This window comes from Jiangella endophytica, from assembly GCF_003427025.1.
Lineage (GTDB): Bacteria > Actinomycetota > Actinomycetes > Jiangellales > Jiangellaceae > Jiangella > Jiangella endophytica.
Window position 1 is genome coordinate 388,345 of sequence record NZ_QVAI01000003.1, and the last position, 13,046, is coordinate 401,390.

13 protein-coding genes and 1 pseudogene are annotated in these 13,046 nt (G+C 72.5%); 12 read left to right on the plus strand and 2 right to left on the minus strand.

The features are described from left to right. The first annotated feature begins 108 nt into the window (after positions 1–108). The 6 genes from hisI (at position 109) to trpC (ending at position 4,369) form a co-directional block, all read left to right on the plus strand. The gene (gene hisI / locus DZA62_RS08675; RefSeq protein ID WP_116948626.1) at positions 109–468 is read left to right on the plus strand and encodes a phosphoribosyl-AMP cyclohydrolase; all 360 of its coding nucleotides are present in this window, start codon (positions 109–111) and stop codon (positions 466–468) included. Beyond that, on the plus strand, positions 465–2,000 hold the full coding sequence (locus DZA62_RS08680) for an anthranilate synthase component I (protein WP_116948457.1): 1,536 nt from the start codon (positions 465–467) through the stop codon (positions 1,998–2,000). Before hisI ends, DZA62_RS08680 begins: the two co-directional genes overlap by 4 nt. Continuing rightward, positions 1,997–2,584, plus strand: coding sequence for a TIGR02234 family membrane protein (locus DZA62_RS08685; protein WP_157987553.1), 588 nt, complete (start codon positions 1,997–1,999; stop codon positions 2,582–2,584). Before DZA62_RS08680 ends, DZA62_RS08685 begins: the two co-directional genes overlap by 4 nt. Before the next feature lie 247 nt (positions 2,585–2,831). Continuing rightward, positions 2,832–3,083, plus strand: a complete 252-nt coding sequence (locus DZA62_RS08690; RefSeq protein WP_116948459.1) for an HGxxPAAW family protein — start codon at positions 2,832–2,834, stop codon at positions 3,081–3,083. A gap of 71 nt (positions 3,084–3,154) precedes the next feature. Further along, entirely contained in the window at positions 3,155–3,436 is a 282-nt protein-coding gene (locus tag DZA62_RS08695; RefSeq protein ID WP_198663550.1) for a winged helix-turn-helix domain-containing protein, read from the plus strand. A 117-nt stretch (positions 3,437–3,553) separates the two neighbouring features. Then, positions 3,554–4,369 (plus strand): indole-3-glycerol phosphate synthase TrpC, encoded by an 816-nt coding sequence (trpC, locus tag DZA62_RS08700; RefSeq protein ID WP_116948461.1) that lies wholly within the window; start codon positions 3,554–3,556, stop codon positions 4,367–4,369. Positions 4,370–4,384: 15 nt separating this feature from the next. On the opposite strand, the pseudogene DZA62_RS37535 reads toward trpC, so the two are convergent. Next, positions 4,385–6,170: pseudogene (locus tag DZA62_RS37535) on the minus strand (GMC family oxidoreductase N-terminal domain-containing protein). Continuing rightward, positions 6,170–7,057: a hypothetical protein gene (locus DZA62_RS08710; RefSeq protein ID WP_116948462.1), complete on the minus strand. Its 888-nt coding sequence runs from the start codon at positions 7,055–7,057 to the stop codon at positions 6,170–6,172. Before DZA62_RS08710 ends, DZA62_RS37535 begins: the two are co-directional and overlap by 1 nt. A 230-nt stretch (positions 7,058–7,287) precedes the next feature. On the opposite strand from DZA62_RS08710, the gene trpB reads away from it, so the two are divergent. From trpB to DZA62_RS35585, 6 genes are all read left to right on the plus strand, one after another. After that, complete coding sequence (gene trpB, locus DZA62_RS08715; protein ID WP_116948463.1) at positions 7,288–8,538, plus strand: tryptophan synthase subunit beta; 1,251 nt, start codon at positions 7,288–7,290, stop codon at positions 8,536–8,538. Continuing rightward, complete coding sequence (gene trpA, locus DZA62_RS08720) at positions 8,535–9,329, plus strand: tryptophan synthase subunit alpha (protein ID WP_116948464.1); 795 nt, start codon at positions 8,535–8,537, stop codon at positions 9,327–9,329. The genes trpB and trpA overlap by 4 nt, the downstream gene beginning before the upstream one ends. Next, positions 9,329–10,111 (plus strand): DsbA family protein, encoded by a 783-nt coding sequence (locus DZA62_RS08725; RefSeq protein WP_116948465.1) that lies wholly within the window; start codon positions 9,329–9,331, stop codon positions 10,109–10,111. The genes trpA and DZA62_RS08725 overlap by 1 nt, the downstream gene beginning before the upstream one ends. 88 nt (positions 10,112–10,199) lie before the next feature. Further along, positions 10,200–11,042, plus strand: a complete 843-nt coding sequence (locus DZA62_RS08730) for a DsbA family protein (RefSeq protein WP_116948466.1) — start codon at positions 10,200–10,202, stop codon at positions 11,040–11,042. Between the two features lie 54 nt (positions 11,043–11,096). Next, positions 11,097–12,641: a prolipoprotein diacylglyceryl transferase gene (lgt, locus tag DZA62_RS08735; protein ID WP_232827313.1), complete on the plus strand. Its 1,545-nt coding sequence runs from the start codon at positions 11,097–11,099 to the stop codon at positions 12,639–12,641. Between the two features lie 202 nt (positions 12,642–12,843). Next, on the plus strand, positions 12,844–13,032 hold the full coding sequence (locus DZA62_RS35585; RefSeq protein WP_157987554.1) for a hypothetical protein: 189 nt from the start codon (positions 12,844–12,846) through the stop codon (positions 13,030–13,032). The last annotated feature ends 14 nt before the right edge of the window (positions 13,033–13,046 follow it).

The following is a 13,046-nucleotide window of genomic DNA, read 5'->3' on the forward strand; positions in this document are numbered from 1 at the left end:
TCGTACCCAACCACGGCACCCTAGTTGGTCATCGGCTCGTCCACGATGCGATACCGAAGATCCGGACGCGTGTCGTACGCCACGAAGGGCGTCGGAGACAATGGGGGCATGCCCGGTCTCGACCCCACCGTAGCCGCCCGGCTCAAGCTCACGCCCGACGGCCTGCTCCCCGCGGTCGTCCAGCAACACGACACCGGAGAGGTGCTCATGCTCGCGTGGATGGACGCCGAAGCGTTGCACCGAACGCTCACGAGCGGCCGGGCCACCTACTGGAGCCGCAGCCGCAGCGCTTACTGGGTGAAGGGCGAGACGTCCGGCCACCGGCAATGGGTGCGCGAGGTGCGTCTCGACTGCGACGGCGACACCCTGCTGCTCAAGGTCGACCAGGAGGGACCGGCCTGCCACACCGGCACCCGCACCTGCTTCGACGACGGTCTGATCGACTCCGTCACCGGGACGGCGGCATGACCACCGCGGCCGTCGACGTCACGCCCGATCTCGCGACGTTCCGGGTGCTGGCCAAGGAGCACCGCGTCATCCCGGTGGTCCGGCGGCTGCTGGCCGACGGCGAGACCCCGGTCGGGGTGTACCGCAAGCTGGCCGCCGACCGTCCCGGCACGTTCCTGCTGGAGTCCGCCGAGCACGGCGGCGTGTGGTCGCGCTACTCGTTCGTCGGCGCGCGGTCCGCGGCGGTGCTGAGCGAGCGCGACGGCGAGGCCGTCTGGCACGGCACCCCGCCGGTGGGGCTGCCGTCCGGCGGCGACCCGTGGGAGGCGCTGCGCGGCACGCTGCGGGCGCTGAACAGCCGGCGGCTGCCCGGCCTGCCGCCGCTGACCGGCGGGCTGGTCGGGTTCGTCTCCTACGACGCGGTGCGGCGGCTCGAGCGGTTGCCGTCGACGACGATCGACGATCTGCGGCTGCCCGATCTCTCCTTCCTGCTGGCCACCGACGTCGCCGTCCTCGACCACGACGACGGCACCATCCTGCTCGTCGCCAACGCCGTCAACTGGGACGACAGCGACGAACGGGTCGACCAGGCGTGGGCCGACGCCGTCGAGCGGCTGGACCGCATGACCGCCGAGCTGGCGCAGCCGACGCCGTCGTCGGTGGCGTCCTACGACCCCGGCACGCCGCCGCGGCACGACAGCCGTACCGAGAAGGCCGACTTCCTCGCCGCCGTCGAGCGGGCCAAAGAGGAGATCCGGGCCGGCGAGGCGTTCCAGATCGTGCTCTCGCAGCGGTTCCAGACCCCGACACCGGCCGACCCGCTGGACGTCTACCGGGTGCTGCGCCGCGACAACCCGAGCCCGTACATGTACCTCGTCCGGCTGCCCGGTCCCGACGGCGACGACGACGGCGCCTACTCGGTCGTCGGGTCCAGCCCGGAGGCGCTGGTCAAGGTCAACGGCGACCGCGTCATGACGCACCCCATCGCCGGCACCCGGTGGCGCGGCGACACGCCCGAGGCCGACGCCGCGCTGGCCGACGAACTGCTCGCCGACCCCAAGGAGCGCGCCGAGCACCTCATGCTGGTCGACCTGTCGCGCAACGACCTCGGCCGGGTCTGCGCGCCCGGCACCGTCGAGGTGGTCGACTTCATGACGGTGCGCCGTTACAGCCACGTCATGCACATCGAGTCGACGGTGGTCGGGCGGCTGCGCGACGACCAGGAGGCGCTCGACGTGCTGGCCGCCTGCTTCCCGGCAGGCACGCTGTCCGGCGCGCCGAAGGTCCGGGCCATGGAGATCATCGACGACCTCGAGCCGGTCCGCCGCGGCGTCTACGGCGGCGTCGTCGGCTACCTCGACTTCGCCGGCGACCTCGACGTCGCCATCGCCATCCGCACCGCGCTGATCCGCGACGGCGTCGGTTACGTGCAGGCCGGCGCAGGCATCGTCGCCGACTCCGACCCCGAGGCGGAGTGGACGGAGTCGCGCAACAAGGCCGCGGCGGCGTTGCGGGCCATCGCCGTCGCCGAGACGATGCGGCCGGTGCGGTGAGCCCGCAGGTCCGCCGCGAGTACCTCGGCGCGCTGCTCCTGCTGGCCGCCGGTGGTGTGCTGGGCCTGGTGGCGGCGTCCCGGCCGTGGGGGACCGGCGAGCAGTCGTCGTCACTCTCCGTGACGTCCACGACGGTGTCCGGCTCCGACCTGCTGCCGCTCGCGCCGGCCGTCGCGCTGGTGGCCCTGGCGGCCGTCGTGGCGGTGCCCGCGGTCCGCCGCGTGGGCCGCCGGATCGTCGGGGTCGTGCTGGCCGTCCTGGGCGCCGTCCAGGCCGTCATGGCCGCCGTCGTGCTGCCCGACCTCTCCGGGCGAGTGTCCGACTGGCTGGCGACCGGTCCCGAGGCCGCCGGGCCGGTCGACTCCGTGTCCACGTCGCCGGTGTGGCCGGTCGCGGTGGTCGTCGCGGGCCTGCTGGTGCTGCTCGCAGGACTGCTGGTGGCCGTGCGTGGGCCGTCCTGGCCGTCCATGGGCGCCCGGTACGAACGCTCCGGCGGCCGCGCCCCGCGCCGCGCCCCGAAGCCCGCCGAGGGCAACCGGGCCACCTGGGACGCCCTCGACCGCGGCGACGACCCGACCTCCTGAGCCGGACCACGCGTCACCGCTGGTCAACGGGATCCAGGGGTACCTGATACCGCCCTGGAGCTCTGCCGTCGCTTCCGACGGCAGAGCTCCATCGCGCGCGATCGCGCTCTGCCGTCGCTTCCGACGGCAGAGCTCCAGCGGGGCATCGGGCCTGCCTGCGGCGCCGGAACGGAGGTCGGCCGACGAGCGGCGGTCGTCATCGGGCACAATGGCGGGTAAGGCCACGACGACAGGAGACGTGACACAGATGGCGCACAACGAGCACGGCCACACCCCGGCTGCCTGGACCACGGTCATCCTGATCCTGGCCGGCTTCGTGGTCGGCTGCATCGCCGTCATCCTGCTCAACTGGCCGCTGTTCTGGATCGGCGGCGTCGGCCTGGTCGTCGTCGGCGGCATCGTCGGCAAGATCATGCAGATGATGGGCCTCGGGCAGCGCGACTCCACGGCCGGTCCCCGGCAGCCCGCCGCGGTGACGGGCGAGGACACCGTCGGGTAGCCATGGCGCGTGCCGGCAGGACGACGTCGGACCGGACCCGGGCGGGCCCGCCGATCGTCTCTGTCGCCGGTGTGACGCTGGACGTCGACCACCGCCGGGTGGCGACGCCGGGCGGGCGCGAGGTCGCGCTGACGCCCTTGCAGGCCGCGCTGCTGGCGCATCTCATGTGCCGGCCCGGCCGCGTGTGCACGCGCGCGGAGCTGATGTGCCAGGCACTGGGCTATCCGGTGCCGGTCGGCAGCCGCACCGTCGACGTGCACGTCGCGACCCTGCGCGGCAAGCTCGACGGCGCTCTGACCATCCGGTCGGTACGCGGCGTCGGCTACGCCCTCGACGCCGATCCGGAGGGGTGAGCACATGGCCGTCGAGCGTCCTTCACCGGGGGTATGTCGAGAGCACCCCTCACTCGCCGTTACTCTGGACCAGCCGGGTCGATCGATCCGGGCGGGCGGCACCGGCGAGGGGCGGAGATGAGCGTTCTCGAAGAGATCATCGACGGGGTACGCACCGACCTGGCCGAACGTGAGAGCCAATGCCCTCTCGATCAGCTGAAAGAGATGGCGGCGAAACAGCCGCCCGCTCGTGATCCGCTGCCCTTGCTCCGTTCGCCCGGGGTCTCGGTCATCGCAGAGGTGAAACGGTCGAGCCCGTCGCGCGGTTCCCTGGCCGAGATCGCCGATCCCGCCGCTCTCGCCGTCGACTACGAGTCCGGCGGCGCCGCGGCCATCAGCGTGCTCACCGAGCGGCGCCGGTTCGGTGGCACCCTCGACGACCTCAAGACCGTCCGGGCCGCCGTCGACGCGCCGGTGCTGCGCAAGGACTTCATCGTCACCAGCTACCAGCTGTGGGAGGCACGCGCCTACGGCGCCGACCTCGCGCTGCTCATCGTCGCGGCGCTCGAGCAGATCGCGCTGGTGAGCCTCATCGAGCGGGCCGAGTCCATCGGGCTGACGCCGCTGGTCGAGGCGCACACCGCCGACGAGGTGGCGCGGGCTGCCGACGCCGGTGCGAAGCTCGTCGGCATCAACGCCCGCAACCTCAAGACCCTCGACGTCGACACCACCACGTTCGAGCGGCTGGCCCCGCTGGTCCCGGACGGCATCGTCAAGATCGCCGAGTCCGGGGTGAAGTCGCCGCGCGACGTCATCGACCTCGCCCGGGCCGGCGCCGACGCCGTCCTGGTCGGCGAGACGCTGGTCACCGGCAAGGACCCCAGGGCCGCGGTCGCCGACCTCGTGGCCGCCGGCGCCCATCCGGCGCTCAACCGGGGCAGCCGCCAGGGTTGACGGCTGCCCCGCCGGTCACGCGAGCGAGCGGGCTCGCAGACCGTCGGTGACCCGTGGGTCGGTGGACACCACCGGCGACTCCGTGCGCACCCAGGGGTCGCCGCCGAAGTAGGTCCGGAAGATCTTCTCCGCGGTCCGGGTGGCCAGCGCCTGCGAGGTCAGCGTCGGATTCGGGCCGCCGAGGGAGTTGGCCAGCGCCGAGTTGTCCGCCACGAACAGCCGCTTCACCCCGCGGGCCTCGGCGTTCGCGTCCAGGACGGAGTCGGCCTCGGACACGCCCATGCGCATCGACGACTGCACGTGCAGCAGCAGCGGCGGCCAGTCGACCCGGATCACCTTGCGGGCGCCGGCCGCGCGCAGCGTCTCGGCCGCCCGGGCGGAGACGAACTCGCGGTTGCGCAGCGTCCGCGCAGACCGTTTGCGCTGGTGGAAAGCGACCTTCGGCACCGGGCCGTGCTCGTCGGCGGGCAGCGCGGACAGGGTGACGCGGTTCTGCGCCTCGACGTCGTCGTCGGTGATGACGAGGATGTTCAGCAGGCGGTCGACGCCGTTCATCAGCGCGTCCTTGAGCTCCGGGCCGATCATCCGGCCGGCCGCGCCGTCCCACGGGCCGGTCGGGCCGCGTCCGTTGCCGTAATGGCCGCGGATCCCGCTGTCGGAGAAGACGGCGGCGAACTGCTGCAGGCCGGGCGTGAGCCCGACGTTCTCCATGCCGCCGCGGCCGGGGAACTCCGCCCGGGCCGCCGACGCGGCGCCTCGGCTGGACCCGGTGTTCTCGTCGAACAGCCCGATGACCCAGTCGAAGAAGTGGTCGGTGTAGCCGCGGCCGACCCAGTCGTTCGGGGTTCGGCAGCCGGCTGTTCAGCCACAGCCGCGGGCTCTCCGTGCAACCGGCGGCCAGTACGACCACGCGGGCGTCCTCGCGGTGCGTGTCGCCGGTCGCGCCATCGCGCCAGGTCACGCCCGTCGCCACGGTCTCGCCGTCGCGCTCCTCGCTGTGGATCCGGGTGACGACGGCGTCGGCCCGCAGTTCGGCGGCCCGCCCGCCCGCCGCCCAGCTGTCGGCCGTCAGCGCCATCGGCACGTAGCTGTTGTCCGTGGACCGCTTCGCTGCCAGGTTCCTCGGCGCGCCGGCCGGCTTGCTGCAGCCCTGCATGCAGTAGCCGCAGAACGTGCAGCCGGTCGCCTCGGGATAGCGCAGTCGCGGGTCGTCGCGCCCGGTCACTTTGCCGGCGAACCCGCCCGGCTGCAGGATCGCGTTCTCCTGCGGCCGGAACGAGTCCTCCGTCGTCGTCTTCGTGGTCTGCACCGGCAGCCCGATGCCCTCGCAGCCGCGGAAGAACACCTGCTCCTTCGTGCCCATGGCGGCGGTCTGGACCGGCAGCGTCGCCTCGACCCACTCGAAGTACGGCACCAGCTCCTCGTAGCCGAACGGGAACAGGTGGGCGGTGTCGTAGGCGTCGCGGTCCGGGCCGTCGTAGCCCTGGAACACGCCGGGGTAGGCGCGCGGACAGTTGCCGAAGTAGTGCTGCGTGGTGCCGCCGACGCCGGACAGCTGCCAGATGAACGAGTTCTGCGGCGTCTCGCGGTACCACGCCGGCGATTCGCGGTCGGACGGCCCGAACCGCAGGAACCCGGTGAGCGGGTTGTTGGCGTCGTTCTCGTAGTGCGTCCACTCGCGAGCCGGGTCGGCGTGGCGCGGCCCGGCCTCCAGCACCAGGACGTCCAGGCCGCGGGCGGCCAGCTCCTTCGCGACGACGGGCCCGCCGCCGCCCGCGCCGATGACGATGACGTCGCGCATCAGGCCTCCACCTCGGTGCGTCCCTCGTAGTAGCCGATGAAGTCGGCCCAGCCGTCGACGACGCCGTCGGGCTGGTAGCCGGACAGCTCCCAGCCGACCGGCCGCTCCGTCACCGTCCGCCGGGCGCCGTCGTACACGCCCCACTCGTTGTAGGAGCCGAACGCGGAGAACTCGAGCAGCGCACCGGCCAGGAACCGCAGCAGCCCGCTGATCGACGAACGCAGCGGCTCCGGCAGCCCGGCGTCCAGCAGCGCCACCAGGGCGGCGTCCGGGCCCTCCAGCAGCTCGAATGCGGAGGCCTTCTCATCCAGCGAGAGCCGCGCGAACGGTGACAGGAACGGCCCGTTCAGCGCCAGCGGGTTCACCTGGGTCGCGACGACGTTCAGCAGCAGCGCCACGACCAGCGACAACGGCAGTGCGTCGTCGTTCTCCAGCAGCTGCTGGAGCACGCGGTCCAGCGTCCACACCGGCGGGAACAGCGGCGGCAGCAGCCCAGGTGGCAGCGGCAGCCCGATGTCGTCGACGGCGGTCGCCAGCGCGGCGGCCAGGGGAGTGGCCAGCTGGTCCGGGAACGGCACGAAGCCGTCCAGCGCGGCGATCATGAAGTCGTCGCCGCGGGCCTCCAGCGCGCCCGGCTCGTCGCGCGGCGTCCCCTGGGCCCGCGAGTACGCGTCCGGGCCGGGGCAGACCATGACGACCAGCCCGCGGAGGGTGTCACGCGACAGTTCGGCGAGAACCGGGCGGAGCAGGCCGACGAGCGGCGAGAGCGCGGCCGGGGGAGCGGCCGCGGAGGGCGCCGCGAGCGCGGGGATCGCCGCCGCCGCGCCGAGCACCCCCATCCGGGCGAGGAACGCGCGACGGCCGAGGTCGCGGCTGGGCACGGACATGGGTGCCTCTCTGGTCGTCATTGACACTCAACCCTCGGGTCACGAACTGTTACTCGCGGGTAATGGGGGCTGGAACGTAACGACGGCACTGACGCAGCGTCAAGCGGTTCGGCAAAAGCGAACGCGATTGGGGCCGTGTCCACCGGCTGCGATACCGTCACGGGTGACGGCGCACGCTGCGCTCCCGTCACCTGTCAGCCATCTCTGCCACGCATCGAGGAGCTACTCGGGTGGACACCAGGCCCGACCCTGGGCACGTCCTTTCCGCCGACCGCGCGGACCGGCCCGGCCGGTTCGGCCCCTACGGCGGCCGTTATGTCCCGGAGGCGCTGATCGCGGCGCTCGACGAGCTCGACCGCGAGTACACCGCGGCCAAGCAGGATCCCGCGTTCACCTCCGAGCTCGACCACCTGCTGACCACCTACACCGGCCGGCCCACGCCCGTCACCGAGGCGGCCCGGTTCGGTGCCGAGGCGGCTGGCGGCGCGCGCGTCCTGCTCAAGCGCGAGGACCTCAACCACACCGGCTCGCACAAGATCAACAACGTGCTGGGCCAGGCGCTGCTCACCAAGCGCATCGGCAAGCCGCGGGTCATCGCCGAGACCGGCGCCGGCCAGCACGGCGTCGCCACCGCCACGGCCGCCGCGCTCATGGGCCTCGAGTGCGTCATCTACATGGGCGAGGAGGACACCCGCCGGCAGGCGCTCAACGTCGCCCGCATGCGGCTGCTCGGCGCCACCGTGGTCCCGGTCACCACCGGCTCGCGCACGCTCAAGGACGCCATCAACGAGGCGCTGCGCGACTGGGTCACCAACGTCGCCACCACCAACTACGTGTTCGGCACGGTCGCCGGGCCGCACCCGTTCCCGACGCTCGTGCGCGATCTGCAGCGCATCATCGGCGTCGAGGCTCGGCAGCAGGTGCTCGACCTCACCGGGCGGCTGCCCGACGCCGTCGCGGCCTGCGTCGGCGGCGGGTCCAACGCCATCGGCATCTTCCACGCGTTCGTCGACGACCCCGACGTCGCCCTGTACGGCTTCGAGGCCGGCGGCGACGGCGTCGCCACCGGCCGGCACGCCGCGACCATCACCGCCGGCTCGCCCGGCGTGCTGCACGGCGCGCGGTCGTACCTGCTGCAGGACGACATGGGCCAGACCATCGAGTCCCACTCCATCTCGGCCGGCCTCGACTACCCGGGCGTCGGCCCCGAGCACGCCTGGCTGAAGGACACCGGCCGGGCCACCTACGAGCCGGTCGACGACGCCGACGCCATGGAGGCGTTCCGGCTGCTCTGCCGCACCGAGGGGATCATCCCGGCCATCGAGAGCTCACATGCGCTGGCCGGCGCCCGGCGGCTGGGCGAGCGACTCGGCCCCGACGCCACCATCCTGGTGAACCTGTCCGGGCGCGGCGACAAGGACGTCGACACCGCGGCGAAGTGGTTCGGCCTCATGGACGAGTCCGGGGAGGTCGCACCGTGAGCACGACGGTCGCGTTCGAGAAGGCGCGCGCCGAGGGCCGCGCCGCCCTGGTCGGCTACCTGCCGGCCGGCTACCCCAGCGTCGACGGTTCCATCACGGCCATCCGGGCCATGGTCGAGGCCGGCGTCGACGCCGTCGAGATCGGGCTGCCCTACAGCGACCCGCTCATCGACGGCCCGGTCATCCAGAGCGCCGTCGACGCCGCGCTGAAGGCCGGCACCACCACGACCGACGTGCTGCGCGTCGTCGAGGCGGTCGCCGCCACCGGCGCGCCCGCCGTCGTCATGTCGTACTGGAACCCGCTCGACCGCTACGGCGCGGCGGCGTTCGCCCGCGACCTCGCGGCGGCCGGTGGGTCCGGTGTCATCACGCCCGACCTCACGCCCGATGCCGACGACTCCTGGATCCCGGCGGCCCGCGAGCACGGCCTCGACACCGTGTTCCTGGTCGCGCCGTCGTCCACCGACGAACGCATCGCCATGACGACGTCGGCCTGCCGCGGCTTCGTCTACGCCACGTCCGTCATGGGCGTCACCGGAACCCGTGCGCAGGTGGGTGACGCCGCGGCCGGGCTGGTCGCGCGGACGAAGGCGACGACGGATCTCCCGGTCGCGGTCGGGCTGGGCGTCTCCAACGGCGCGCAGGCGGCCGAGATCGCCGCGTTCGCCGACGGCGTCGTCGCCGGTTCCGCGTTCGTCCGCCGGCTGCTCGAGGCCACCGATCTCGCCGCCGGGGTCGCGTCCGTCGCCGAACTGGCCGCCGACCTCGCCGGGGGAGTGCGTGCGCGCTGATGGCCAGTAGGCGAGACGACGACCACCCGCCGCCGGCCCGGGGCTCGAAGAGGGAGGCGGCCCGGCAGCGGGCTGCGGAGCTGCGCAAGGAGGCCGAGGCCAAGGCGCTGGCCGAACGCCGGCGCGAGCGGTTCCTCCGGGCCGGTATCTCCGTCGGCATCCTGGTGGTCGTCGCGGTCATCGCGATCGTGCTGGTCAATCGGTCGACGCAGGGGCCCGAGGGCACCGGCGCCATCCCTTCGGGCGCCGTCGACGACGGCACCGGCGTGGCCGTGGGCGAGGCGGACGCGCCGGTCACCATCGACTACTGGTTCGACTTCCAGTGCCCGTTCTGCGGCCAGTTCGAGGCCGAGAACGGTCCGGTGCTGGAAGAGCTGACCACCGCCGGCACCGCTCGCGTCGTCTACCACCCGGCGGCGTTCCTCGGCGACGAGTCCGACCGCGCGAGCAACGCGTTCGGCTGCGCCGTCGACGCCGGCCGGCCGGTCGAGTACCTCACCGAACTGTTCTCGAACCAGCCCCAGGAGGGTTCCGGCGGCTACACGACGGACGACCTGCTGGCGGCCGGTCAGGCGGTCGGCCTCGACGACGCGGTGTTCGAGTCGTGCGTCCGCGACGGCACCTACGCCGACTGGGGCCGCCACGTCCTCGACGCCTTCCGCGCCGAGGGCCTCGAGGCGACCCCGTCGGTGCTGCTGAACGGCCAGGCCCTGGAGAACCCCGCGGCCATGAGCGCCGACGAGTTCCGCGCGGCCGTCGAGGCCGCCGTGACGACATCGTGATGACAGTGGCCGGAACTCACGTCATGGTCAATGAAGTTGTACCCTCGTCAATCCCCGTGAACTCACCCGTGTCGAAGGAAGCCCATCGATGAGCAGCAAGAAGGCCGAGGCCCGCGAGCGCATCAAAGCGATGCGCGAGGAGCAGGCGCGCCAGGACAAGCGGCGCGAGCGCATGATGCGCTACGGCGTGGCGGTGGCCATCGTGGCCGCGGTCGCGATCATCGCGGTCGCCGTTGCGGCCAGCCGCGGAGGCAGCGACGGCCCGGTCGCGGTGCCCGAGGCCGTGGGCTCCGGCAACGGCCAGGTCATCGAGGGCGACGGCGGCGGCATCCTGGTCGGCGACGCCGGCGCGCCCGTCACCATCGACTACTGGATGGACTTCCTGTGCCCGCACTGCGCCGACTTCGAGTCGGCCAACGGCGCCGCCATCCAGTCGCTGGTCGACTCCGGCCAGGCCAACATCGTCTACCACCCGCTCGACTTCACCGGCGCCGTCTACTCGCGCCGGGCGAACAACGCGTTCGCCTGCGCCGCGCAGGAGGGCCAGGCCGCGGAGTTCAAGAGCGCCGCGTTCGCGGCCGCCGGCACGCAGTGGTCCACCAGCTCGCTGGTCGACCTCGGTGAGCAGATCGGCATCGGCGGCGACTACGAGGGCTGTGTCCGCGACGACGACTTCGAGGACTGGGCGGCCGCCGTGCCCGAGTCGGCCCGCGACCACGAGATCACCGGCACCCCGACGGTGTTCCTCAACGGCGAGCCGCTCGACTCCACCCAGTGGACGCCCGAGGGCATCAACGCCGCTGTGGCGACCGTCGCCGCCGGCGGCAGCGTCGCCACCCCCGCCCCGGACGCCAACGCCACGACGCCGCCGGCCACCCCGCCGGCCACGCCGCCCGCGGCCGAGACGCCCAACCCGTCCGCCACTCAGTGATCTGGAGCACACCGCGATGACGCACCGGTTCGACCGGTCCGGTACGGTTCGCCTGTGATCGCGACGCCGGCCGTGGTGCCCACCTTCATTCCCAGCCCGAGCAGCAGTTCCATCGACATCCTCGGGTTCGAGCTGAGGGCGTACGCCCTGTGCATCATGGCCGGCATCGTGCTCGCGATCTGGCTCGGCAACCGACGCTGGCTCGCCCGTGGCGGCGAAGCCGGCGTCGTCGCCGACGTCGCGGTGTGGGCGGTGCCGTTCGGCATCATCGGCGGCCGCATCTACCACGTCATCACCGACAACCAGCTCTACTTCCGCGAGGGCCGCGACCCCTGGCAGGCGCTGGAGATCTGGCGGGGCGGCCTGGGCATCTGGGGCGCCATCGCCATGGGCGGCCTCGGGGTCTGGATCGCCTGCCGCCGGCGCGGCGTCCCGTTCGCCGCCATGGCCGACGCGCTGGCCCCCGGCATCCTGTTCGCCCAGGCCATCGGCCGGTGGGGCAACTGGTTCAACCAGGAGCTGTTCGGCCGTCCCACCGACCTGCCGTGGGGCCTGGAGATCGATCCCGCCCATCGGCCCGACGGTTACGCCGACGTCGCGACCTTCCAGCCGACGTTCCTGTATGAGTCGCTGTGGGCCGTCGCGCTGGCCTTCCTGCTGCTGTGGCTCGACAAGCGGTACACCATCGGTTACGGCCGCCTGTTCGCCCTTTACGTGGCCGGCTACACGCTGGGCCGCGGTTTCTGGGAGTACCTGCGCATCGACCCCGCCAACCACCTGTTCGGCGTCCGCGTGAACCTGTGGGTGAGCGGGCTGATCTTCGTCGCGGCCGTGGCGTACTTCTTCTGGTCGCTCAAGCGGCACCCGGGACGGGAGGACCCCGAGGCGCTGCGCGGCTTCTACGACCAGCCCGACCCGTTCGACGACAAGGCCAAGGCCGAGGACGAGACGCCCATCACGCTGCCGGACGACGAGCCGGAGGACGGCGCGAAGGACGAGAAGCCCGCGGCTGAGGAGAAGTCCGCCGACGCCGGGAAGCCGGCGGAGGACAAGCCGGGCGAAGAGAAGCCTGCCGAGGACAAGCCCGCCGACGCCGGGAAGCCGGCCGAGGTGACGGCCGACGCCGGGAAACCGGCGGAGGACAAGGCGGCGGAGGACAATCCGGCCGCGGCCAAGAAGACCAGCGCCGCCGTCGCGTCCGCCCCGGCGCGGACGACGGCCAAGACCACCGCGGCCAAGAAGACCACGACCGCCAAGAAGGCGCCGGCCAAGAAGGCCGCCACCGAGCCGGCGGCGAAGAAGGCCGCGGCCAAGAAGACCACGGCCGCGACGACGGCGACGACGGCCAAGAAGGCGCCGGCGAAGAAGGTCGCCGACGCCGAGGCAGCCGCCGCTCCGTCGAAGGCCACGGCGGCGAAGAAGACGACGACAGCCAAGAAGACCCCGGCCAAGACGACGACCGCCAAGAAGGCACCCGCCAAGAAGGCACCGGCCAAGAAGGCACCCGCCAAGAAGGCGACGGCCGCCCAGGCACCGGCGGAGGCACCGGCGGAGACACCGGCCGCCGACTCGACCAGTACGCCCGCCAGCGGCAGCTGACGCGCGCGTCGGGTCACGTCGGGCAGGGCTTCCGTTCGCAGGGGCCTGCCCCGTTGGCCGGTCCCCGTGAAGGCAGCATCAGGGGGCCGGCCCAGAGATGGGCCCCGGCAGTCCTGCTCGCTGGTGGTGCCGGTCCGCTGGCCGCTCGCTCCATGATCATCAAGGATCTGGTGCGTGATGACGCCGCGCATCCTTGTTGATCATGGAGAAGCGCAGCCTTCCGGCGTTCCGGAACCCGCATTTCTCCATGATCAACAGTGGCTGCCGCGAACATCGCGACGTGTTACGTCACGAAACGGCCACGAACCGCGCTCGCCACGCCGGGCGTGGCGACGTTCACAACTGCGTGGACGTCAATGTACTTGTACGGTTCGACAGTCCGCTGACCTGACGATCTGCGGCAAC

What these genes read in the sequence shown, in the direction of transcription:
- hisI (WP_116948626.1), top strand. Translation starts at nt 109, where the DNA reads ATGCCCGGTCTCGACCCCACCGTAGCCGCCCGGCTCAAGCTCACGCCC.
- DZA62_RS08680 (WP_116948457.1), top strand. Translation starts at nt 465, where the DNA reads ATGACCACCGCGGCCGTCGACGTCACGCCCGATCTCGCGACGTTCCGG.
- DZA62_RS08690 (WP_116948459.1), top strand. Translation starts at nt 2,832, where the DNA reads ATGGCGCACAACGAGCACGGCCACACCCCGGCTGCCTGGACCACGGTC.
- trpC (WP_116948461.1), top strand. Translation starts at nt 3,554, where the DNA reads ATGAGCGTTCTCGAAGAGATCATCGACGGGGTACGCACCGACCTGGCC.
- DZA62_RS08710 (WP_116948462.1), bottom strand. Translation starts at nt 7,057, where the DNA reads ATGTCCGTGCCCAGCCGCGACCTCGGCCGTCGCGCGTTCCTCGCCCGG.
- DZA62_RS08725 (WP_116948465.1), top strand. Translation starts at nt 9,329, where the DNA reads ATGGCCAGTAGGCGAGACGACGACCACCCGCCGCCGGCCCGGGGCTCG.
- DZA62_RS08730 (WP_116948466.1), top strand. Translation starts at nt 10,200, where the DNA reads ATGAGCAGCAAGAAGGCCGAGGCCCGCGAGCGCATCAAAGCGATGCGC.
- DZA62_RS35585 (WP_157987554.1), top strand. Translation starts at nt 12,844, where the DNA reads ATGGAGAAGCGCAGCCTTCCGGCGTTCCGGAACCCGCATTTCTCCATG.